The 21,342-nt window shown below is 65.7% G+C and carries 22 protein-coding genes; 14 read left to right on the forward strand and 8 right to left on the reverse strand.

All coding sequences use genetic code 11. The features are described from left to right. Nucleotides 1-4: 4 nt before the first annotated feature. The 4 genes from ACOQPD_RS14800 to ACOQPD_RS14815 are packed head-to-tail and all read right to left on the reverse strand — an operon-like array spanning nucleotide 5 to nucleotide 2,643. Nucleotides 5-790, reverse strand: coding sequence for an SDR family NAD(P)-dependent oxidoreductase (locus ACOQPD_RS14800; RefSeq protein ID WP_420612729.1), 786 nt, complete (start codon nucleotides 788-790; stop codon nucleotides 5-7). After that, entirely contained in the window at nucleotides 781-1,617 is an 837-nt protein-coding gene (locus ACOQPD_RS14805; protein WP_420612730.1) for an amidohydrolase family protein, read from the reverse strand. The genes ACOQPD_RS14800 and ACOQPD_RS14805 overlap by 10 nt, the downstream gene beginning before the upstream one ends. 58 nt (nucleotides 1,618-1,675) lie before the next feature. After that, entirely contained in the window at nucleotides 1,676-2,431 is a 756-nt protein-coding gene (locus tag ACOQPD_RS14810) for an SDR family NAD(P)-dependent oxidoreductase (protein WP_420612731.1), read from the reverse strand. Next, the gene (locus tag ACOQPD_RS14815; protein ID WP_420612732.1) at nucleotides 2,428-2,643 is read right to left on the reverse strand and encodes a hypothetical protein; all 216 of its coding nucleotides are present in this window, start codon (nucleotides 2,641-2,643) and stop codon (nucleotides 2,428-2,430) included. The genes ACOQPD_RS14810 and ACOQPD_RS14815 overlap by 4 nt, the downstream gene beginning before the upstream one ends. A gap of 225 nt (nucleotides 2,644-2,868) precedes the next feature. Here ACOQPD_RS14815 and ACOQPD_RS14820 point away from each other — a divergent pair, with 225 nt between their 5' ends. The 4 genes from ACOQPD_RS14820 to ACOQPD_RS14835 all read left to right on the forward strand — a co-directional run bounded on the left by ACOQPD_RS14820 (nucleotide 2,869) and on the right by ACOQPD_RS14835 (nucleotide 6,012). Beyond that, a complete protein-coding gene (locus tag ACOQPD_RS14820; RefSeq protein ID WP_420612733.1) occupies nucleotides 2,869-3,069 on the forward strand; it encodes a ferredoxin in 201 nt (66 codons plus the stop codon). Nucleotides 3,070-3,129: 60 nt separating this feature from the next. Beyond that, entirely contained in the window at nucleotides 3,130-4,203 is a 1,074-nt protein-coding gene (locus ACOQPD_RS14825) for a Rieske 2Fe-2S domain-containing protein (RefSeq protein WP_420612734.1), read from the forward strand. Next, the gene (locus ACOQPD_RS14830; protein ID WP_420612735.1) at nucleotides 4,200-5,417 is read left to right on the forward strand and encodes an NAD(P)/FAD-dependent oxidoreductase; all 1,218 of its coding nucleotides are present in this window, start codon (nucleotides 4,200-4,202) and stop codon (nucleotides 5,415-5,417) included. Before ACOQPD_RS14825 ends, ACOQPD_RS14830 begins: the two co-directional genes overlap by 4 nt. Before the next feature lie 85 nt (nucleotides 5,418-5,502). Beyond that, a complete protein-coding gene (locus ACOQPD_RS14835; protein WP_420612736.1) occupies nucleotides 5,503-6,012 on the forward strand; it encodes a hypothetical protein in 510 nt (169 codons plus the stop codon). A 92-nt stretch (nucleotides 6,013-6,104) separates the two neighbouring features. Here the strand turns inward: ACOQPD_RS14835 and ACOQPD_RS14840 are convergent, their stop codons facing one another. After that, nucleotides 6,105-7,067, reverse strand: a complete 963-nt coding sequence (locus ACOQPD_RS14840; protein ID WP_420612737.1) for an alpha/beta hydrolase — start codon at nucleotides 7,065-7,067, stop codon at nucleotides 6,105-6,107. Between the two features lie 279 nt (nucleotides 7,068-7,346). On the opposite strand from ACOQPD_RS14840, the gene ACOQPD_RS14845 reads away from it, so the two are divergent. The 10 genes from ACOQPD_RS14845 (at nucleotide 7,347) to ACOQPD_RS14890 (ending at nucleotide 18,439) form a co-directional block, all read left to right on the forward strand. Continuing rightward, nucleotides 7,347-8,462 carry a Gfo/Idh/MocA family protein gene (locus ACOQPD_RS14845; protein WP_420612738.1) on the forward strand — a complete coding sequence of 372 codons (1,116 nt, stop codon included), beginning with the start codon at nucleotides 7,347-7,349 and terminating at the stop codon, nucleotides 8,460-8,462. Between the two features lie 450 nt (nucleotides 8,463-8,912). Further along, nucleotides 8,913-9,641 carry a cysteine hydrolase family protein gene (locus ACOQPD_RS14850; RefSeq protein WP_420612739.1) on the forward strand — a complete coding sequence of 243 codons (729 nt, stop codon included), beginning with the start codon at nucleotides 8,913-8,915 and terminating at the stop codon, nucleotides 9,639-9,641. 12 nt (nucleotides 9,642-9,653) lie between these two features. Then, complete coding sequence (locus ACOQPD_RS14855; protein ID WP_420612740.1) at nucleotides 9,654-10,820, forward strand: M24 family metallopeptidase; 1,167 nt, start codon at nucleotides 9,654-9,656, stop codon at nucleotides 10,818-10,820. Continuing rightward, entirely contained in the window at nucleotides 10,813-11,904 is a 1,092-nt protein-coding gene (locus ACOQPD_RS14860) for a zinc-binding dehydrogenase (RefSeq protein WP_420612741.1), read from the forward strand. Before ACOQPD_RS14855 ends, ACOQPD_RS14860 begins: the two co-directional genes overlap by 8 nt. A 339-nt stretch (nucleotides 11,905-12,243) precedes the next feature. Then, nucleotides 12,244-13,407, forward strand: coding sequence for a YibE/F family protein (locus ACOQPD_RS14865; protein WP_420612742.1), 1,164 nt, complete (start codon nucleotides 12,244-12,246; stop codon nucleotides 13,405-13,407). A gap of 104 nt (nucleotides 13,408-13,511) precedes the next feature. Further along, entirely contained in the window at nucleotides 13,512-14,663 is a 1,152-nt protein-coding gene (locus tag ACOQPD_RS14870; RefSeq protein ID WP_420612743.1) for a DegT/DnrJ/EryC1/StrS family aminotransferase, read from the forward strand. Nucleotides 14,664-14,686: 23 nt separating this feature from the next. Further along, nucleotides 14,687-15,595 (forward strand): alpha/beta fold hydrolase, encoded by a 909-nt coding sequence (locus ACOQPD_RS14875; protein ID WP_420612744.1) that lies wholly within the window; start codon nucleotides 14,687-14,689, stop codon nucleotides 15,593-15,595. 71 nt (nucleotides 15,596-15,666) lie between these two features. Continuing rightward, entirely contained in the window at nucleotides 15,667-16,647 is a 981-nt protein-coding gene (locus ACOQPD_RS14880; RefSeq protein ID WP_420612745.1) for a ParA family protein, read from the forward strand. Between the two features lie 46 nt (nucleotides 16,648-16,693). Then, nucleotides 16,694-17,542, forward strand: a complete 849-nt coding sequence (locus ACOQPD_RS14885) for an alpha/beta fold hydrolase (RefSeq protein ID WP_420612746.1) — start codon at nucleotides 16,694-16,696, stop codon at nucleotides 17,540-17,542. Between the two features lie 54 nt (nucleotides 17,543-17,596). Continuing rightward, a complete protein-coding gene (locus ACOQPD_RS14890) occupies nucleotides 17,597-18,439 on the forward strand; it encodes an alpha/beta fold hydrolase (RefSeq protein ID WP_420612747.1) in 843 nt (280 codons plus the stop codon). A gap of 289 nt (nucleotides 18,440-18,728) precedes the next feature. On the opposite strand, the gene ACOQPD_RS14895 is transcribed toward ACOQPD_RS14890, so the two are convergent. The 3 genes from ACOQPD_RS14895 to ACOQPD_RS14905 all read right to left on the reverse strand — a co-directional run bounded on the left by ACOQPD_RS14895 (nucleotide 18,729) and on the right by ACOQPD_RS14905 (nucleotide 21,101). After that, entirely contained in the window at nucleotides 18,729-19,106 is a 378-nt protein-coding gene (locus tag ACOQPD_RS14895) for a PaREP1 family protein (protein WP_420612748.1), read from the reverse strand. A gap of 119 nt (nucleotides 19,107-19,225) precedes the next feature. Further along, nucleotides 19,226-20,140 carry a DMT family transporter gene (locus ACOQPD_RS14900; RefSeq protein ID WP_420612749.1) on the reverse strand — a complete coding sequence of 305 codons (915 nt, stop codon included), beginning with the start codon at nucleotides 20,138-20,140 and terminating at the stop codon, nucleotides 19,226-19,228. A 55-nt stretch (nucleotides 20,141-20,195) separates the two neighbouring features. Then, nucleotides 20,196-21,101: an ABC transporter permease gene (locus ACOQPD_RS14905; RefSeq protein ID WP_420612750.1), complete on the reverse strand. Its 906-nt coding sequence runs from the start codon at nucleotides 21,099-21,101 to the stop codon at nucleotides 20,196-20,198. Between the last annotated feature and the right edge of the window lie 241 nt (nucleotides 21,102-21,342).

Consider the following 21,342-nt stretch of genomic DNA (forward strand, 5'->3'; position numbering starts at 1 on the left):
CACCTCAGAACAGTCGCCCGCCCGTGACCCTGAGTTCCGCTCCGGACACATAGCTCGCATCCGGCGACAGGAGCCAGGCGATGGTCGCAGCCACCTCGCGGAGGTCCGGGAACCTCCCTAGAGGGGTCCGGGACAGGTAGTCGGCTCGGGTCTCGTTGGTGGTGGCCGCCGTGAGCGGTGTCGAAGCGAACGAAGGAAGGATGGCGTTGACCCTCACTCCGAGCGGTCCGAGTTCGTTGGCCGCGACACGCGTGGCGGCAATCAGCCCCGCCTTGGACGACACGTATGCTGACTGGCCGGCGTTGGATCCGTAGGCCGCCAGGCTGGAGATGTTGACAATCGCGCCCGTGACGGTCGCCGGGCGCCGGCTCTCGCCGGCGACCCAGTGTCTTGCGAAGAGGCTCATGGCGGTTATCGCAGCTGTCAGGTTCACCTCGATGACCTTGTGTAGGCGATCGAAGGACATCTGGACAAGCGGATCGGGTGCCCCCACGCCGGCGCAGTTGACGAGGGCGGTCGGAGTGGTTGCCAGCCGGGTCACCTCGTCGAAAGCCGACTCGAGATCGCCCGTGGACGTTATGTCGGCGCCCAGCAGCAAATCAGGCAGTTCATAGTCGGTTCGGGAAGCGACTACGTCGGGGAGATCAATTCCGGCGACCGTCCAACCGCCGGTTTGTAACGCTTCGCAGATCGCCCTGCCCATGCCACCGAGCGCGCCCGTTACGATGACAACTCGCGCATCCCCCTCCGCGCTCGATGCACCTTCGCCACCCGGGACGATCACTCGCACGTCGGCCCACCTGCGTATTCGATCAGGCGCCGGGCATTGCCGTACAATATCTTCTGGAGCGAGTCCTCGGGCCATCCGAGACTGACGTACCTCTTCCAAGCGTCGAGGGGCTGGAACGGGAATGCACTGGCATAGATCACCTTGTCGGAGATCAGCGTTCCGGCTGCGTCTCGGAACACATCTGCACCGGGATGGAAGGCGTAGATGGAGGCTTCGAGGTAAATGTTGTCGTTCCGGTAGGCCGTAGCCACCAACTCCTCCGAGCGGGGCCAGCATCCATGCGCGATTACCAGGCGCAGGTCCGGGAAGGTGCGGGCTATCCGTTCAAACGGTCCCGGGTTCCCGTAGAACTGACCCACGAAGGGTCCGACCGTGAGGATGGCGACCAGCTTGTTGGCGGCCGCGAACTCGAAGATAGGGAACATGACCGTATCGTCGTCCCATCCGAGCGGCTGGGGCGCGAGGGGATCACCTGGAGGATCGAGCGCGATGCCGATGTTTCTGCTGTCCGCAGCCGCGGCGGCAAGTTCCGCCTCGCGGTCTTCAGCGTGCGGGTTGATCCCGTAGGCGGTGAACAGAAGACCCCCGGTTCCCGCGGCTGTCTTTCGTACGTAATCGTTGCTCAGGCGTGCCCAGGCGCTGCGGCGTCCGGTGAACACGCCCATCTCGATGCTCTGCCGGCGGACTTCGTTCGAGAAGTACTCCAGCGGCACGGGCGCCGGCTCCGGAATCCCGAACCGACGCCACAGCAGTGCGTAGCCCGGTCCGGTGTACAGATTCATGTACTCGGTAGTGTTGGGTCGGACCCGGAAGTCGATGACCTTCATCCTGTGCTCCTATCGTCGGCTGGTTGCTTCGACATCTTCCATCCTCCACCGAATCAGGTCATCCTACGTTCGCGCCGCCATCCACCATGAGGGATACCCCTGTCATGTAGCTCGACGCTTCATCGAGCAGGAACAACACCGCCCCGGCGACATCTTCGGGCACCCCGACCCTGTTAATCGGTACCGATCCGGCCATTCGCTCGATCCACTGCTCCGCCGAAAGCCCATCGGCTTCGAACCCGGTCCTTGACATGGGCGTCATGATCGGTCCGGGAAGCACGCAGTTGACGCGAATGCCGCGATCGGCCAACTCGACTGCGGCCGACCGCGCCAGGCCTTCGATTCCGCCCTTGGATGCGCTGTATGCGGACATTCCGGCCATGCCCTTGCGCGACAGAACCGAACCTACGAGGACGATCGAGCCGCCGCCCGACTCTGCCATGGCAACGGCGCAGGCTTCCAGTAGCCAGTAGGACCCCAAAAGGTTGACGTTGACAATTGCCCTGACACGGTCCCATTGCGAAGCACCGATCGATTGCCGAGCCGCTGCTCCACCGATCCCGGCGCACGTAGCGAGACCATCGATCCTCCCAACTCGGCTCCCGACGTGGGCGACCGCCTCCTGGACGGCGACCGGATCTGAGATGTCGCACTCCACGAACAGGACCTGGTCGAGGGCGAGCAGGTCTTCAGGGGGCTGTTGGAGGTCAAGGATTGCGACCGACCGGCCTCTGTCCTGCAATCCCTCCACCACCGCTCTCCCGATACCCGACGAACCCCCGCTGACAATGGTCGTAGCGGGTGGAGATGTCATCTCTCGCCGCTTGCCCGGAGGCTGGGACGGGCGTCGAGCGACAGCGCAGCGCCCGGGGCCGGCGGAACGTCGCTGTCCTCGAAGGATCGGAAAGGTGGGACGTCGAGCACGGCGGGGGTGGTCGCCGGATCCGGGTACGGATCACGACGCCCGGAGTTGTTCAGGTTGCGGAAGTTCGTCAAAGGGTGCTTGAGTCGAGGGTAGATGACCATGCGCTACGATCCTTCTCAGCACAGACTTACAGTTAGCATATCATGTTGTGCTGCACCTGTTCGAGATTCCGGTGCCAGGAGACAGCGATAGGGCGAGGCCAGGCGCGTCGCCCGCAAGGATGGCTCGCCGATGTTCCGACGGAGCAACATTCCAGCCCTCCCAGGCATTGATGTGGTCTATAATCCGGGGCCACGGTAGTTTGCTGATCGAGTGGAGGAGTCGGCGTGGCGACAATCGAACTCGACCATACGGTTTGTATCGTATCGGGCATGTGCGCCTCGGTGGCGCCGTCCCTATTCCGGGTGGCGGATGACAGCAGCGAGATCATCGTGCTCCAGCCGACCGTTCCCGATGATCTTCTCGACGAAGCCGTGAACGCGGAAGTGTGCTGTCCGGTGGAGGCCATCCGGGTGGTGACCGGCTAGTCACCGGATCCGCCGGCGCCCCCAAGCCGGCACGCCGGACCGAACGAAGGGGAGGTGACGGTGGTCCAGATAACTGCCGAACTCGACGAGACCCAGGGGAATACCCAGCTCGATGTGGCGGGAGAGACGAAACTCTACGAGCAGCTTCGCAACTTCTGGCACCCGGTGGCCTTCTCCGAGGATCTTAAGGACGAGCCCCAACAGGCCACGTTGTTCGACACCCGCCTCGCCGTTGCCCGCTTGGACGGGAAGCCCTACGTGTTCGACGACATCTGCCGCCACCGGGGCTCGGCCCTGTCGCTCGGCCGGATCGACGGCTGCTGGCTCCGGTGCGCCTACCACGGCTGGGCCTACGACAAGGAGGGCACCGTCGTGGATATTCCGGCCCGTCCCGAGCTGAACGGCAAGCTCAAGGCCCAACTCCCCGTCTATCCGGCGATCGAATCGGGTGGTCTGGTATGGACCTGTCTCGGGGATGAGATTCCGGTCTTCCCACCAGCCGTCCTCCCCGAACTAGACGATCCCTCCTTCCGGATCATGCGCTGGGAACCCTACGAGTGGGACTGCTCGGTGGGTCGCCGCCTGGAGAACTACTTCGACTTCTCCCATTTCGCCCATGTCCATCACGGCATACTCGGGGATCGTGACAATGCGGTAATTGCCGACTACGAGGCCTTCCGGCGCGGCGGGGAGATCCGGATCAACGCCGGTCCGTTCCTCGAATACACCGATAACCCCAAGAATTCGATGGTGGCCACAGAAGGCGAGACCTACGATGCGTGGAAGCGCTACCGGGTGTTCATGCCCAACGCCATGTGGCTGGACAGCTCGGCCGGTCCAAACGAGAGCTACATCCTGTTCGTGGCGGTGGCGCCTGTGAGCCGCAAGCGGACCCGGTGCTTCACGTTCGTGGCCCGCAACTTCGCCTACGACCTGGACGAGGAGTTCGACCGGATGCAGCGGGTCATCCTCGCCCAGGACAAGCCGGTGGTCGAGTCCCAGCGGCCCGAGGAGCTCCCGGTGGAGTTGACCGCCGAGATGCACGTGAAGGCGGCCGACCTGGGCACCGTGATCTACCGGCGCTGGCTCATGGAATTCGCCGACGGGAAGATCGAACTGGCGTCGACGGAGTGACCCGCCGCTCTGCCGTGGTCATCGTCGGGGCCTCCCTCGGCGGCTTCCGGACCGCCCATGCCCTGCGGCGCCTCCGGTTCGAGGGCCGGATAACGCTGGTCGGGGACGAGTCCCACCTTCCCTACGACCGTCCACCCCTCTCCAAGGAAGTTCTGACGGGGGAGAAGGCCCCCGACGACACGTACTTCCGGACCCGGGAATTCTTCGATGAGCAGGGCATCGAGTTCAAGCCGGGTTCGGCGGCGGTGGGACTGGACGGGGACGACCGCACCGTCACCCTCGCCACCGGCGAGAAGCTTGGATACGAAGCGGCGGTGATCGCCACTGGCGCCCGCCCCCGGCGCCTCCCGGGCACCGAGGGTCTACCTGGCGTCCATGTGATGCGTACCCTGGACGACTCCGCAGCCATCCGGTCGGCCCTCGAACACGCTGACCGTGTTGTGGTCGTCGGGGCGGGCTTCATCGGTAGCGAGGTGGCGGCCAGCGCTCGAGACCGGGGCGTGGCCGTGACGGTTCTCGAGGCGGCCGACCAGCCGCTGGTGGCGGCGGTGGGCGCCGAGGTGGGACAGCGCTGCGCGGCTCTCCACGACCTGTACGGGACCGAACTGCGTTGTGGCGCCGGCGTGGAGGGCATCGACCGGACCTCCGAAGGCCTGGCGGTCCGCCTCGCCGGCGGCACGGCGGTCGGGTGCGACCTGGTGGTGGTCGGGATCGGGGTGATCCCAAACATCGAATGGCTGGAGGGTTCGGGGGTCGAGACCGATCGGGCGGTGCGGTGCGATCAGTACATGCGCACCTCGTTGCCAGGTGTGTACGCGCTGGGCGACCTGGCCTCCTGGCACAACCCCAGGTACGGTGAGCAGATGCGGGTCGAGCACTGGACCAACACGGTCCAGCAGTCCACCACCGTGGCCCGCAACATCGTGGCTTCCCTGGCGGGGAACGACCCGGTCGCCTATGACGGCATCCCGTACTTCTGGTCCGACCAGTACGGGCACCGTCTGCAACTGGTGGGCCGCGCATCCATGGACGCACCGGAATTCGTCCACGATCCGCCTGATCGCCCGGCCATGATGGCCCTGTACCGCGACGGGGATCGGCTGGGAGGCGCCTTCGCAATCGACACGGTGGGTCCCCTCATGCAGATGCGAAGCCTGCTGGTCCGCAACGCCGGCTTCGACGAAGCCCTCGAGTTCGCAGCAGGGCTCGATTAGAGGGCACGGCTCGCCTCCAGTTCACCTGATTCAGACACGCTTGTGCCGGCCGGAATATGTCACACCCGATCACTAGCTTCGGATCATGGCTAGAACAAGTGATACCAAGTATCCGGAACAACCCGTGCGGACACCGTCAGCGCCGCCGCCCCACGATGACGAGGCCCTCCGCTCGGAGGGTCCGTCCAATTCGGGGTTCTGGCTTGCCTTCGAGTCTCGGGGAGGCTGTATCGTCCAATCGGAGCCCTCTGCTTTCGTCCGCTCGGTGGAGGAGGCACGCCGCACCCTGGTAAGGACCGCTCGGGGAATCCTTGAAGAACGCAAACCTCACGAACCTGATCCCCAGTTCTTCCGGCTTCCTCCCGGTAGCGAAAGCTGGGAAGACCTCGTCCGCTGCGAGTCCTACCGCTGTTATGACCCGACTTTGCCGGACAAGGGCATGGAGGTCTCGTACGCGCTGTATGAGGAGGGAGGCCTGAGCGGTGTCGGGGGGATGATCTGGACCTACGGCGTCGACCTGACCGTCACGGGCCCTCCAGAGGTCTGGGATCACCCCGCCCACCTGCCCTGCGGTCTTCACCTCCTAGACGGCTAGTTGATCGACCACGGGATCCGCCATAACAAACGAAAGCGCATAGCGTGAACACGCCCTAGCCCGGGCCCGGTTGGCTGCTACCGCGTTCGGCCTCACCCTCCGCCGGTCAGAGCGTGCTTGAGGGCGCCCATTTCGATTGCTTGCCAGCGCTTGCTCACCGGGTGATCAGGCAGGAGCACGCTGGTGCCGTGCACCGCGCCCGGCATCACGTGCAACTCGGTGGGAACCCCGGCAGCGGCAAGACGGCCCGCATACTCGATGTCCTCGTCGAGGAAGAGATCCAGGTCGCCCACAATGATGAAGGCCGGCGCCAATCCGGAGAGGTCGTCGGCCCTGGCGGGGGCGGCGTAAGGAGACACGTCTTCCGACCCGGCCGGCTTGCCCAGTAACGCGCTCCATCCGGCCAGGTTGGTTTCCCGATTCCAGACTTTGGGGTGCTGGACGTAGTGGCTGGAACGGGTGATGTTGCGGTCATCCAGCATCGGAAAGATCAACTGCTGGTGGATGATGTCCACACCCCGATCCCTGGCGAGTAACGCGAGCGCCGCTGCCAGTCCCCCGCCTGCGGAACCTCCGCCGATTGCTATCCGCGCCGGATCGACTCCCAAGCTACCTGCATTGGAGGCAAACCACTGCAACCCGGCGAAACAGTCCTCGACAGGCGCCGGGTGGGGATTCTCTGGGGCTAGCCGGTACTCCACGGACGCCACCACGCATCCGACGGAGGCTGCCGCCGCCTTGCATTTGACATCGTCCATGGCCACGTTGCCGAGAACCATCCCTCCACCGTGGATCCACAAGAAACCTGGCATCGGAGCATCCACGCCGGAAGGTGTGTAGACGCGCACCATCACATCCGGATCACCGTCCGGTCCGGGAATGTGATGATCTTCAATCTCGACTCCGGGGATCTCGGGCGCTTGCTCCTTCATCGCTTCCGCCCGCCCTGCAAGAGTCGCTCGGGCGGTGGGAACGTCAGAAAGGTCCAACATCTCGGCCGGAATCGTTTCCAGCAAGGCCAGGTGAGCCTCGTCAAGGCGATCTTCGAACCTCATCCGCCGCTCCTTCTCCCTCTCCGTGACGCGCGATTGAGGGGAATGTAATGCGTAACGCGCGATGAGGCTTGAGCGACTCGTTCCCTTGCAACCTTCCGGCCGCCGGAAGACGCACCACCATCCAAGACCGAGACAGCGCCCCCACGCGGGGAAGAGCCGGTTGGCACCGGTCCGGCGGGAGGATTATCGCGTTGTCGGCCACCAGCGGGGGCACTAGTACAGTCACCGCTGGCGCATCCAGGATTCTTGGGAGGGCGATTTTGCGCGAGCGGGTGGCACATGAGCGACGTTGACCGGGTGCGGGTCGGTGTGGTGGGCGCTAGCCCGCCCGGCTTCGGGGACCGGGCCCACCTGCCGGCTATTCGGTCCGCCGAGGGTCTGACGCTGGAAGCGGTCTGCACCACGCGCGAGTCCACCGCCCGGGCCGCGGCCGAGAAGTGGGGCGCCCGCAAGTGGTACTCGAACGTCGAGGACCTGTGCGCCGACCCCGATGTCGACCTGGTCACGGTGGCGGTCCGTCCCCGGCTCCATCACCCGCTGGCCATGGCGGCTCTACGGGCCGGCAAGCCGGTGTACTGCGAGTGGCCCCTAGCCTTGAACACGGCTGAGGCCCGCGAGATGACGGCGCTGGCCGACCGGGCCGGGCTACCCACCGCCGTCGGTCTGCAAGGACGTTTCGCTCCGGCCGTTGCCTGGGCTCGCCGGTTGGTGGCCGAAGGAGCTGTGGGCAGGCCGCTGTCCTTCGTGGTCTCCCAGATGCTCTCCAAATTCGAGGTCGACTCCGACCGCTCCTGGCTGGTCCGCCACGAGGAGGCCAGCGGCGCACTGTTCGTGGCCTTCGGCCACGTGATCGACTCGGTCCGGCTGATCCTGGGCGACGTGGAGTCCATCTGCGCCCGCCAACTCACCCTCTCACCGGCCGGGGTCTACTCCGAGGGCGGCACCTTCGAATGGCAGACTGCCGACACGGTGATGGCCATGGCCGAACTGTCCGGTGGCGTGATCGGTACCGCCTACGTGTCCAACACCACCTCCCCGCCCCAGGGGTACTCGCTGCGGATCATCGGCGAGGAGGGCCAGATGGTCCTCGAAGCCCCTTCCTACTACCAGTTCAGTCCGGTCAGGGTGTCGGCCGGACCGCTTCAGGTCTCGGTCGGCCGGAAGGACTCCGACCATCTCGAGGAGGTCGAGATCCCGGCCGAGCAGTTCTCGGAGCTACCCGTTACGGAGGGGCACTCCGGCTACAACGTTGCCCGAGCCCTCACCGCCTTCGCCGAGGCGATCCGGGACGGCCGCCGCTTCCGCCCCGACTTCCGTGACGGCGTGGATCTCCACCGCCTGCTGGACGCGGCCGTGGCCTCCGGCGAGGAGTCCGGCTGGGTCAGCTGTCGCTAGGGAGAGTCCGAGCAGCCCTTACAAGCGTGCGCTCCATGTCCCGTTCGGAAGAACGCGAAAATCGCGTCGAGCGGCTCGACCCGCCGGGCCCTCCCCCAGCCGCCACCACCTTGGTGTCGAGCGCGTTCCGTCATCCCCGATGCGGGGGCCGGCTCGACGATATCCGTCGGGCAGTCCGGTCGACGTCCGCACCGGATTGCTGGTAATTACGGTTATCCAACAACATAGAGCGAAGGTGTGACACGAACGCGCCCGTCCGTACGGCTCAGCGCCCCGCTGGGCAGGGGAAGGTTCCGGATTGGCGGCATGGGTTCCGAACCGTGCGCCGTCCAGCGGAGGGGCGGCTCCGGAAGCAATATACTGAGCGGCTGTACGCCCGACGGGTGGCCTGCCCGCCGGACCAGTACCGCGTTCCCAGCGACCGCGCCGGCTAAAGAGAGGCCAGAGCCTATGGACCTGCACGATCCCTTCTACGACCTGTTCCCCCGCAGGTCTTTCCCTTCGATCGAGCCCGGGAGTACTGCCCTCCTGACCATCGATCTCCAATACCTGGACGCCCATGAGGACGGCTGGATCGGCCGTATCGCCCAAGCAGCCGGGAAGCCGGAGATCATGCGGGAGCGCTGGGACAATATCAACGGCATCCTCCCCAACGTCCGCCGTTGCCAGGACGCCTTCCGGGAGGCAGGCGAGGAGGTCATCCATGTCCGGGTGGCCTATCGCACCGCCGATGGAAGGGACGCCGGCAAGGCCTTCATGCCCACTGCGGACCTCGAGCCCGTTCCCCGCGTGCCCATGGACGACGAACTGCTGCCGGAGATCAAGGCGATGGGCGACGAGATGATCTTCTCCAAGACTTCATCGAGCGTCTTCAACACCAGCAACATCAATGACGTCCTGAAGCGCATGGGCATCACCAACCTGGTGTTCACGGGAATCGTGACCGAGGGTTGCGTGGAGTTGTCCGCCCGCGACGCTGCCGACAGCGGCTACACGGTGACGCTGGTCAGCGACGCCTGCACCTCATCCACCACGGAGCTTCACGAGAACGCCCTCGTCCGGATGACGGACGGCGGCTTCATCGCCTCGAGGACCACGGACGAGATCGTCGCCGAGCTCGCCGATCCGCAACCCTCCGCCCCCTACCAGCCGGCGTCGATACCGACGCCCAACAGCTAAGGAGCCCACCGAATGGCAGAAGGCACACTCACTCATATTTCCTCTCCCGAGGAGCGGGAACGACGTCATCGAGTACTGCGCCAGGCCATGGCCGGGGCGGGGATCGACGCCATGATCATCTGCAGCCGGGGCGACGAGTTCGTACGGGGCCGGGTCCAGTACGTGAGCGACATCTTCCAGTGGGCCGGCTGGGGGATGGTCGTCCTCCCGCAGAAGGGCGAGCCCACCTTCATCGGGGACCCGCTGTGGGGCCTCTCCCGGGTGGCGCTGGTCAACTGGATACAGGACTTCCGGGCCACCCAGACTCCGGCGGTCGAGATCGCGGGGATACTCTCCGACCACGGCATCTCCAACGGGACCATCGGCATCGTGGGCCTGGCGGATATCACCTCTGCCGCCCACTACATGGGCTTCCAGGAGGCGTTCGGTAAGACCGCCACGCTGGTCGACGCCACCGACATCTTTGACGACATCAAGGCCGTCAAGAGCGACGAGGAGATCGAGAACCTGCGGGAGACCTCCCGGATCATCGCCCAGGTGTTCCGGAGCCTCGAGGGTCACATCCGGCCGGGAGCGATCGAGCGGGACGTGCTGGCCGAGGCTCATCGTCTGGTCCGCCAGCATGGTTGCCTCGATGGGATTGCTCAGATGAGCCGCCAGCCCTACCGCGCCTACACCTTCGGGATGGACGCCGAGATCGAACGGGACGATGTTCTCTGCATCGATCTGGAATGGGGCGGTCCCTCCGGTTACTGGGTCGAGGTGCGCCGCACCTACAGTTTCGGGCGTCCTTCCGATCAGATCCTCCGCTACTGGGATACACGCATCGAGACCCTCGACGCCTGTGTAGACGCGATGAAGACCGGCGCATCCTCCGACGAGGTGCTGGCGGCCCGCGACCGGGTCCACCGCAAGTACGGGCAGGGAGGCTTCGACTCGGTCGCCTACACGGCCCACGGTATTGGCCTCGATTCCCACGAGGTTCCCTGGGTGCCCGGCAAGGAGCGGGTGATGGAGACCAACATGGTCATCAACCTGCACCCGCAGATCACGTTTGACGACCCGGCGGAGTCCCTCGCTGTGGGCGGGATATGCGTGTCCGACAACGTGCGGGTCACTCCGGACGGCGGCGAGCGGCTCACCTACGACCAGGACGAGCTGGTCGACCTGGATGCATAGCCGGGCCGCCCTGGTGGCGGAGCCGGGGCGGGTGGAGATCACCAGGATCACCTTCGGCTCTCCCAGGGAGGGCGAGGTGATCCTGAGGATGGAGGCGGCCGGGGTGTGCCGCACCGACTACAAGGTCTCCAAGGGCCTGCAGTCGGGCCGGAAACCCCGGTATCCGATGCTGCTGGGCCACGAGGGCGCCGGCGTGGTGGAGGAGGTCGGCTCCGGTGTCACTCACATTGGGGAGGGGGACCGGGTGGCGGTCGGTTGCCGGGTGCCCTGCGGTTCCTGTCCGATGTGCCACCGCAACGACCCCCGGCGCTGCAATTCATCGGGCGCCCGCCCGCCCGCGGTCTCACTGGACTCCGACGGGACTGCGGTGGACGTGCCGATGGGCCTGGGAATGTACGCCGAGCGGATTCCGGTGGACGCCGGCGCCGTCTTCAGGGTCAGCGATGCGATGCCGATGACCTCCGCCTCGCTGCTGGGCTGCGCTGTCATGACCGGTACCGGCGCCGTGTTCCATACCGCCCGGGTCTGGCCGGGTGCGACCGCCGCAGTCATCGGGTGCGGCGGGATCGGCCTCTCGACCGTGCAGGGCGCCAGCCTGGCCAATGCCTCGATGGTGATCGCGGTGGACATATCCGACCGCAAGCTGGAGTGGGCTCTGTCCATGGGGGCGACCCACGCGGTCAATTCGGCCGACGAGGATGCGGTGGCGAAGGTTCGCGCGCTGACCGGTGGCGAGGGAGTCGACTTCTCCTTCGAGGCGGTGGGACTGGGCGCCACGCTGGAGCAGGCGATCGGGATGCTGTCATACGGGGGAGTGGTCACGATGATCGGCGTGCCGCCACCCGGGTTGCGGGCCGAGTTCGAGCCGTCGGCCTTCTTCCGCAACACGTCAACCCTGATGACCACCCACGGGGGGGAGGGCATACCGGCCCAGGACTTCCCCGTCCTGGATTCGCTCTACCGCTCCGGCCGGCTGAACCTCGACGACATGGTCACCCACACCATCCCGCTCTCGGAGATGGAGAAGGGCTTCGAGAACCTGGAGACCGGCTCGGCCCTCCGCACCGTCGTAGTTCCCGACTAGCCCCCACAAGCTTTCCGTTCGACGGCGGTCGATCGAGGCTGGGTGAGAAGGGGGGTTGAAACCCTCCCGCGGACCAGGCATGCTCACGACAACGAGCCGGGCCGCGGGCTGACATGTACCGGGCTACATGGATACAGGACGCCGGTGTCGCGGCGGTCTTGGCCGGCATCATCGGGATCGCTCAGGCCATCGGCTGAATCGGGGTTCGGGGGGCGTCCTAAGCTTCGGAACCGGATGGCTGAACCTCTCGGACAACCTGCGGACGATGCCGGGGTCCCTCGCGCGGGCAGCGGCTGGAGGGCTTGGACATCTTACCCCGGCTTGCGGTGGGTGCTTGCCGTGGTGGTCGGCGCAGCGGTCGCGACGGGGTTCGGGGTCGCGGCGCTGTGGCCAACCGACGAGGGGGTAAAGGCGGCGACGGCGAGCGCTGACGAGATCGGGCTCGTGACGGACCGATACGGGGCCACCGTGGAGGAAATCCGGGACGGTCCCTGCAGTTATTCGAGCGCCGAGAATCCCTATGACTGCCGCCAGGTCACGGTCTTGCTGGATGAGGGTCCGGCCCGGGGCTCGCTGGTAGCCCTTCCGGAACTGGACCTCGCCTTCACCGCTACTACGCCCTCCCTGCGAGTCGGTCAGAAGGTGATAGTCGGCTACGAGCCGTCCACCGACTTCTACTTCTACGCCGATGCCGACCGCCGGACCGCACTGGCGTGGCTGGGTGCGTTGTTCGCCATATTCGTGATCGTGCTGGGGCGGCGGCGCGGCGTGATGGCTCTGGTGGGTATGGCGGGCACATTGGTGGTGCTGCTCGCATTCATGGCGCCGTCCATACTTGACGGCAACGATCCGCTGCTGGTCTCCGTGGTTGCGGCGTCGGGGATCGCGTTCGTGAGCCTGTATCTCGTCCACGGTTTCAACCCGATCACCACCGTAGCCCTGGCCGGAACCCTCTTGTCGCTCGGGTTGACGCTGGCCCTGTCCTGGGCGTTCTTCGAACTGGCCGCCTTCACCGGGCTGGCTAGCGAGGAGGGCCTGGTTCTGCCCCTCATCGCCGGCGGTCTGGACGTCTCTTCCTTGATCCTGGGCGGCGCGGTCATCGGCGCACTCGGCGCGCTGGACGACATCACGGTGACCCAGGCTGCTCTGGTGTCGGAACTCCGCCACCGGAATCCGGGCCTCGGGGTCTACGAATTGGTCTCGTCCGGAGTCCGGGTGGGCCGGGAGCACATCGCCTCAACGGTCAACACCCTCCTGCTGGCCTATGCGGGCGCCGCCATCCCCCTGCTGATGCTGTTCGTCGTCTCCGATCAGTCATTGGTGATGGTGGCGAACTCCGAGATGGTGGCGGTGGTAATAGTTCGCACATTGTGCGGATCGATCGGGCTGGTGGCGGCCGTGCCCATCACCACGATCCTGGCCGCCCTGGTCTCCTCCGGCCCGGATCCGGCCGGATCGGATCCTCACCCCGGCCGCCTCGACATTCCAGGCTCGGAGTCGTAGGGCGTATCGAGAAATGCCTCCGGCATCCCTTGTGTCCGGACGGTGCCCAACCCGGCCCGCGGGTAGGATTCCCCGCAATCACCAACCTGATGGAGGGCTTCGCCGTGGTAGTACCCATGTCCGATCTGGCCGCCGAGTACGGGTCGCTCAAGACCGAGATCCACGATGCGATCGACCGGGTGCTGGCCAGCGGCCTCTACGTCCTCGGTGAGGAACTCGAGGCTTTCGAGGAGGCCTTCGCCGCCTACGTGGGCGCTCGGCACGCCATCGGGGTGGGCTCCGGTACGGCGTCGCTCCATCTCGCCCTGGCGGCGCTCGACCTGGAGCACGGCGACGAGGTGATCACGGTTCCCAACACCGACACACCCACCGCGGCGGCGGTGACCCACGCCGGAGCGAGGGTGGTCCTGTCGGATACGGACAGGCACACCTTCACCATGGACCCCGCCGGGCTGGAGGAGGCGATCACGCCACGAACCCGAGTGATCCTTCCGGTCCACCTGTTCGGCCATCCGGCCGACCTCGACCCGATCCGCGCCATTGCCGACCGGCACGGGATCGTGGTGCTGGAGGATTCGGCCCTCGCCGTGGGCGCCGAGTACAAAGGCCGAAAGACCGGCACTTTCGGGCCCCTCGGCTGCTTCAGCCTGGCGCCGGGGAAGATCCTGGGAGGCTATGGCGACGGGGGGATCGTGGTCACCGACGACCCAGACCTGGCACACCGCGTCAATGTGCTCCGCAACTACGGTCACGCTCCCGGCCAGAAGCTCTCCGGCAAGGATCTGACCGGGGGCCACGGCTGGACGGTGCTGGAGCAGGGGTACAACCAGCGCCTCGACACCCTCCAGGCGGCCGTTCTGGCCGCCAAGCTCCCGACGCTCGAGGGCCGGATCGCGGGCCGCCGGCGTGCTGCCGACCTCTACCGGGAGGCCTTCGCGGGGACGCCGGTGACGGCCGTCCACGAAGCGCCCTGGGCGCGCCATGTCTACTTCGCCTACAACGTGCTGGTGCCCGCCCACCTCCGGGACGAGGCGCGTGCCCATCTCGCCGCCCACGGCATCGCCACCCGCCTGTACTACAACCCGCCGCTCCACCTACATCCCGCGTACGAGTGGATGGGTCTCGGGGCAGGTTCACTATCGGTAGCAGAGCGAACCGCCTCCCAGATGATCGGCCTGCCCTGCTTCCCCCAGATCACCGACTCCCAGGTCGACCAGGCCGCCTCGACCCTCCTGGACTTCTTCGCCGGCACGTAGCAGCGGCCGCCTCGGCGGACCATATGGCACGGCGGCTGGATCTGCCAACCGCCGACCGGCTCCGGGGCCTGGCCGGCGGTATGCTCGGACTCATGAGTTCATCCTTCACCACCTCGGACGGGGTCCGTATCGCCTACCAGCAGGTGGGCGCCGGAGATCCGCCCATCGTCTTCATCCACGGCATCTACGGATCCCGCCAAGCGTTCGCAAACCAGGAGGAGTACTTCTCTCCGAACCATCGTTGCATTGCGGTGGATCTGCGCGGCCACGGCGAGAGCGACAAGCCCGACCAGGTCTACTCGATGGCGGGGTACGCCGACGATGTGGCGGAGTTGATGCGCCACCTCGAGCTTCCCCCGGCGGTCATGGTCGGTCACAGCATGGGCGGCCAGGTGGTCATCTCGGTGGCCGCTCGCCATCCCGAGCTGGTGTGTGCGGTGGCCAGCCTCGATTCGCCGAGCAACATGCCCGGCTGGCAGAAACGCTTCCATTCGCCCTTCGATCATCTGATCACCTTCGACGGCCCCTACCGGGAGGGCGTGCACCGGTTCCTGGCGGCCGCCTACCTGCCCACCGACGATCCTTCCTGGGTGGGGGGCCTCGAGGAGCGCCTGGCAGGTATACCGGACCACATGATCGTCCGGGCCTGGGACGCGATGAAGGCCTACGAGCCGAGCGACACCCTGCGCCGGATGACCTGCCCCTACCTCTACGTCGACTCCGGCCAGCCCGACCTGCACTTCGATCTGCTGCGCGAGCACTGCCCGCAGGTGGTGGTCGGCAAGACGGTGGGGGCCGGTCACAAGGCTCTCCAGGATGTGCCGGATCAGATCAACGCCATGCTGGACCGTTTCATCCGGCATGCGGAGGGGATCGCGGCGGAGATGGTCCGTACCGGGGGAGTGTTCCGGTACAACTTCCCGGACCGGTAGCCGAGACAGTGCGTCATTCGGACCTTGCGCACCCCGGCCGGGCACCCGTCACATGAGGCCCGTGACATGACATGAGACTCGTTGCCTTCTTCAACAACAAGGGTGGTGTGGGCAAGACCTCATTGGTCTACCACCTGGCGTGGATGTATTCGGGCCTTGGCCGCAATGTCGTGGCCGCCGATCTGGACCCGCAGGCGAACCTCACCAGCCTGTTCATCGATCACGACAGTCTCGAGCCGCTCTGGGAGGGTCAGGGGCGGACCACGGTCTACGGCGCCCTCGAACCATTGCTGGAGGGGGTAGGCGATATCGGTTCCCCACACCTGGTGGAGCGTGGCCCCGGCCTTCATCTGGTGGTGGGTGGCCTGAAACTGGCGGCTGCGGAGGACGAGATCTCCGGCCAGTGGCCCGGCTGTCTGGACCGGAAACCGCGCGCCTTCCGGGTCGTCTCGGCCCTATGGCGCGTCCTGCGAAGGGCGGCGGTCCAGGCCGAGGCTGACTTGGTGCTGGTGGATGTCGGGCCGAATCTCGGCGCCCTGAACCGGGCCGCCCTGGTAGCGGCGGACTACGTGGTGGTTCCCCTGGCGCCGGACCTGTATTCCCTTCACGGACTGCGGAACCTCGGACCTACCCTGCGGGACTGGCGCGAGCAATGGGCGGAGCGGCGTCCCCGCAATCCGGTAGCGGACCTGGCGTTGCCCGACGGTGCGATGCGACCGCTCGGCTACGTAGTGATGCAGCATGCCATCCGCCAGGATCGTCCCGTCATGGCCTACCAGCGGTGGATGGATCGCATCCCGAGCGTCTACTCCCGAGAGGTCTGCAGCCAGGATCCGCAGTCTGCCTTGACCGTGAGCGATGACCCCAACTGTCTCGCCATCCTCAGGCACTACCGGAGCCTGATGCCGATGGCACAGGAAGCACGCAAGCCGATCTTCGCCCTGGAGCCGGCCGACGGAGCCATAGGCGGGCACGCCCGGGCGGTCCGAGATTGCTACCGGGACTTCCGGGCGCTTGCAGGAACCATCCTCGACAGGGTTGATACCGGGTAACCGGGCGGACGCACGAATCCGGAAGCAGGGCAACTATGCTCGCCTGATGGCCCACCCAGCCCGATCGATCACGCTCAGCGACGGCACCCGGATCGCCTATCACGAGGTCGGGTCGGGGGACCCGGCCATCATCTTCATCCACGGCGCCTACAGCAACCGGCGCGGGTTCGGCAACCAGGAGGCGTACTTCTCTCCGAACCATCGGTGCGTGGCGGTGGACCTGCGCGGTCACGGTGACAGCGACAAGCCGGACCAGTTGCTCACGATGGAGCAGCACGGGCACGACGTGGCGGAGCTAATCAGGCACTTGGGCCTCGACCGGCCGGTACTGGTCGGCCAGAGCATGGGCGGCCAGGTGGTCATCTCGGTGGCCGCCTTCTACCCGGATCTGGTTAAGGCCGTGGCCAGCCTGGACTCTCCCAGCAACATCCCCGGCTGGCATCAGCGGTTCCATGGCCCCTACGACCATCTGATGACCCCGGACGGACCCTTCCGGAAGACGTTGATCGCCTTCCTCAGCGCCGCCTACCTGCCGACCGACCATCCCTCCCGGCTGGGGCAGATGGCCGAGCGCCTGGCCGAGGTGCCCGACCATGTGATCCTCAACAGCTGGGCGGGCAAGGTGGACTACGACCCCACCGACGTACTCCGGGCGGTCGAGTGCCCCTACCTGTACATCGACTGTGGCCAGCCCGACATCGACCTGGATCTGCTGCGCGAGCTATGTCCTCAGGTGGTGGTCGGCAAGACGGTGGGGGCCGGTCACAAGGCTCTCCAGGATGTGCCGGATCAGATCAACGCCATGCTGGACCGTTTCATCGCGCATGCGGAGGGGATCGCGGCGGAGATGGTCCGTACCGGGGGAGTGTTCCGGTACAACTTCCCGGAGGTCTAGCTCGGCCGCGGCGACCGGATAGGGCCCACGCGAGGCGGGGCTAAGCTCGCAGGCATGACTACCCAGACCATCACCACCCCGGACGGCGTTCGGATCGCCTACCACGAACTCGGCTCGGGGGACCCGGCCATCATTTTCATCCACGGCGGCTTCGGCAACCGCACCGGCTTCGGCAACCAGGAGGAGTACTTCTCCCCGAACCATCGTTGCCTGGCGGTGGACCTGCGGGGTCATGGCGAGAGCGACAAGCCCGATGTCGTGTACACCATGGAGCAGCACGGGGACGACGTGGCGGAACTGATCCGCCAACTGGGGCTTGACAGGCCGGTGCTGGTCGGCCAGAGCATGGGCGGCCAGGTGATAATCTCCGCCGCTTCCCGCCACCCTGAGCTGGTGGGGGCCATCGCCAGCCTCGACTCGCCCTCCAACATCCCCGGCTGGCACCAGCAACACCACGGTCCCTTCGATCATCTGATGACCGCAGAGAGCGACTTCCGCGAGACGCTGCGCATGTTCCTCAGCGCCTCCTACCTTCCGACCGACGACCCGTCCCGGGTCGCGACCATCTCCGAGCGGCTGGCCGAGGTGCCCGACCATGTGATCCTCAACGGATGGAAGGGCATGATGGGATTCGACGCCGAGCCCATCATGCGGGGCGTGAAGTGCCCCTACCTGTACATCGACTGCGGCCAGCCCGATCTGGACCTGGATCTGCTGCGCGAGCTATGTCCTCAGGTGGTGATCGGCAAAGTGGTGGGGGCCGGTCACAAGGCTCTCCAGGATGTGCCGGATCAGATCAACGCCATGCTGAACCGTTTCATCCAGCACGCCGACGGGATCGCGGCGGAGATGGTCCGGACCGGGGGCGTGTTCCGGTACAACTTCCCGAAGATCTGACCGGTCCCTCAGCGGCAGGGCCGGCCGCCGAACGTCACACACTTTCCGTTCGTGTCACACCCTTCATCTATCTTGGCAATCGCCAAGCACCAACACCGGCTGATAGCGTCCTACCGATCGGATCGGCCGGCCTGAGGGAACATGACAGCTCGATGGAGCGAACCGCCGATTCCCGGCATCCGGCCGGGCATGGCCGACCACGCTCCAAACACGGTGGTGGAGGCGGGGGAGGGCCCAGCGGGGGCGCCTGCTTGGCGCGATTTTCGCGTTCTTTGGCCGGCTCGGAAGGCTAGGCGAGGGGATGGGTTCCCTGGTGGTCCAGCAGCGGTTCCAGCCTGTCGAGCAGGCCGCGTACGTCCGCTAGGCCGCCGGCTACGTAGTCGGCGTCACCCCAGTTCTCGTAGAAGTTCTGGTGGAGGGCGTTGGCCGTACTGAACCGGCTGCGGATATCGTCGTCGCCGGTTTCCCTCACCAGGCGGCCTATCACGCGGTAGAGGGCGGCGTGGTTGTCGTGTTTCCAGCCTCGGGTGGAGGCTACGGCCTTGATCATCTGCGCTGCTGCGCCCCAGCCCTTCTCGGATGCCTGCCGGGAGTCGCCTTCGGCCAGTTCCTCGAAGCCTTGTGCCAGCAGATGCCGGGCCGCATCCTGGTAGGTCAATGTTGTCATCACACTCTCCGTGTGGCGTGGGATATAACGTTGTCCTCCATTGTGGACAGTAGCATATGGCTCAGCTATAGACGAATGAGAGTGCTGGCGGACGAGAGGAATCCGCCCGCCGGCCGCATCTAGCCGGCGATGGACATCACCAAGCCGACCGCCACCAGCCCAACCCCCGTCCACTGCAGGTGGTGGAGCCGCTCGTGGAAGAAGATCACCCCGCCGATCACTGCGATCACGCGGCCGCTCTGGGACAGCAACCCGATCAACCAGGCCGGGGCGTGGGCCAGACCGTATCCGAAGGTCACGAAGGAGATGGCGTCGATGACACCCACCAGGCCCAGCAGCCATCCGTTGCGCCAGGTGATCTTCGATTGCCTCTTGTCCCAGTCCTCCAGGCGAGACGCCTTCCCCTCCCGGTTCCTGTTCTGGGTTATCCGGGCGATGATCACGAAGATCAGGGCGACGTAGGCCACGGTGTAGAACCGCTGGGTGATGATGGTCCAGTTGGAGTCGAGGCCGTCACGGATGGGGATCTTCAGCCCAGCGTTGGAGAGCGAGCCCACCAGCACCGCGATCATGGCGAAGACAGGGCCCCATGTGACCAGGCGGATCTTGGCGCCCTTCTCGATCACCAGCGAAGCCAGGACCGCCCCTGCCGCGGCGATGGGAATCCCGATCCACTGCACCGCGGTGGGCCGCTCCGCGAGCAGCCAGTAGGAATAGAGCACGGTGATGGCGCCCGACAGGGCCGAGATGGGACTCACCACCGAGACCGGGCCGAGCCGCAGGGCCATGTAGCTCCCCAGGAAGGACGTGGCTGCGGCTCCACCCAGCAGGCCAAGCAGGATGATCTGGTCCCTCGTGATCTCGAAGGGAACACCGATCGCCACCGCCCAGGCGATCATCACCACGAATGCGATGGTCAGGGTGACGGTGGTGGAGCGCAGAACCCCGAACCGGCGGGCCACAACCGCGGTGAGCAGGTTGTTGACGCCCAGCGTCACCGCCGTGATCAGTCCGAATACGGCCCCGATCAGCATGATCTATGTCCTGACCGGGTCACTGCCCTGGGCCGAATCCCGTTGTCGATTCGGACTATTCGTGGAGTTGGTCTCCGGCGCGACCTGCAGCGCCGGCGGCGCCAGCCACCTTGGAGATGTCCGTGGTCCCGCTGGTCCGTTGCGGCATCCAGCTGACCATCCGGTTGAACAACTGGTTGAGTAGGTAGAAGGTCAGGAGCGAGTAGAAAGCGACCACGATGGCCACGATGACCAGCCGAGCCGTGTTGGTTTCCTGAACCGCCGCAGCGGCCATGAAGCCCAATCCGGTCGGGAAGCCCAGAAACTCGGCGGCGATCGTCAACGACCACCCGAGCCCACCGGCCAGCAGAAGCGCGGTACGCAACTCCGGCATGGCCCCCGGCACGATCACCTTGAAGTAGGTGCGCAGCCGCGACGCGCCCAGAGTCCGGGCGCTCTCGATGTATCTGTCGGGCACATTGGCCACGGCGTTCATGGTCGCCACCACCAGCATCACCCATACGCCGAAGCCGATAAACAGGGTGGTGGCGCGGAGATCGACTCCCAGGGCGAACTGCATCCAAGGGATCGCCGCCAGCAGTGGAATCATTCTCAGGAAGTTGAACGGCGCCCACGATATCTGGCGCAGGGCGGACCAGTAGGGAAGGGCGAGACCGGTAGCCAGACCGGCTAGCAACCCGACACCCAGGCCGGCCACCAGTCGGGACAGGGTCATGAAGGAATGGAAGCCCAGGGCCAGGAACACGGCCGTCCAGGTCCTCGACTCGGCACCCTCTATGGCGGGGAAGGGCGCCAACTCTCCGAATTGTACGGTCAGTCCGGCGAGGCTGAACCCTCCGAACAGGTCCCAGTTGCCGGACAATCTGTAAAGGGCGTTGTAGATGATGTAGTCGAAACCCGGCACGAGCGGATGTTCAAGAGTCCCCTCCGGCGCAACGTACGACACGACCTGCCAACCCACCAGGAGCACTGCCCAGGTGACGAAAAAGAGTGGATTGTCACGGAGCGCGCCAAGGAATCGAGATTGTGCTCTTAGTCTATTGAAGACTGTAGCCGACTGGCCGGAAGAAGTTATCGATCCCAAAAGTGTAAGCAGCGCACCTACAAAAGCAACAAAGAGGACAACAGTAAGAGACAAAACAATACGTCCGCGGACGCCAGCAGCTAGTGAATCTAGGTTGGTGAGTATATTACTAGCCAAA

The sequence above is a fragment of the Candidatus Spongiisocius sp. genome (assembly GCF_965221825.1).
Lineage (GTDB): Bacteria > Actinomycetota > Acidimicrobiia > Spongiisociales > Spongiisociaceae > Spongiisocius.

Bases quoted from the DNA above. Each gene is read 5' to 3' on its own strand.
- ACOQPD_RS14805 (WP_420612730.1), bottom strand. From the start codon at position 1,617: ATGAAGGTCATCGACTTCCGGGTCCGACCCAACACTACCGAGTACATG.
- ACOQPD_RS14810 (WP_420612731.1), bottom strand. From the start codon at position 2,431: ATGACATCTCCACCCGCTACGACCATTGTCAGCGGGGGTTCGTCGGGT.
- ACOQPD_RS14815 (WP_420612732.1), bottom strand. From the start codon at position 2,643: ATGGTCATCTACCCTCGACTCAAGCACCCTTTGACGAACTTCCGCAAC.
- ACOQPD_RS14835 (WP_420612736.1), top strand. From the start codon at position 5,503: ATGGCTAGAACAAGTGATACCAAGTATCCGGAACAACCCGTGCGGACA.
- ACOQPD_RS14840 (WP_420612737.1), bottom strand. From the start codon at position 7,067: ATGAGGTTCGAAGATCGCCTTGACGAGGCTCACCTGGCCTTGCTGGAA.
- ACOQPD_RS14845 (WP_420612738.1), top strand. From the start codon at position 7,347: ATGAGCGACGTTGACCGGGTGCGGGTCGGTGTGGTGGGCGCTAGCCCG.
- ACOQPD_RS14850 (WP_420612739.1), top strand. From the start codon at position 8,913: ATGGACCTGCACGATCCCTTCTACGACCTGTTCCCCCGCAGGTCTTTC.
- ACOQPD_RS14855 (WP_420612740.1), top strand. From the start codon at position 9,654: ATGGCAGAAGGCACACTCACTCATATTTCCTCTCCCGAGGAGCGGGAA.
- ACOQPD_RS14860 (WP_420612741.1), top strand. From the start codon at position 10,813: ATGCATAGCCGGGCCGCCCTGGTGGCGGAGCCGGGGCGGGTGGAGATC.
- ACOQPD_RS14875 (WP_420612744.1), top strand. From the start codon at position 14,687: ATGGCACGGCGGCTGGATCTGCCAACCGCCGACCGGCTCCGGGGCCTG.
- ACOQPD_RS14880 (WP_420612745.1), top strand. From the start codon at position 15,667: ATGAGACTCGTTGCCTTCTTCAACAACAAGGGTGGTGTGGGCAAGACC.
- ACOQPD_RS14885 (WP_420612746.1), top strand. From the start codon at position 16,694: ATGGCCCACCCAGCCCGATCGATCACGCTCAGCGACGGCACCCGGATC.
- ACOQPD_RS14890 (WP_420612747.1), top strand. From the start codon at position 17,597: ATGACTACCCAGACCATCACCACCCCGGACGGCGTTCGGATCGCCTAC.
- ACOQPD_RS14895 (WP_420612748.1), bottom strand. From the start codon at position 19,106: ATGACAACATTGACCTACCAGGATGCGGCCCGGCATCTGCTGGCACAA.
- ACOQPD_RS14900 (WP_420612749.1), bottom strand. From the start codon at position 20,140: ATGCTGATCGGGGCCGTATTCGGACTGATCACGGCGGTGACGCTGGGC.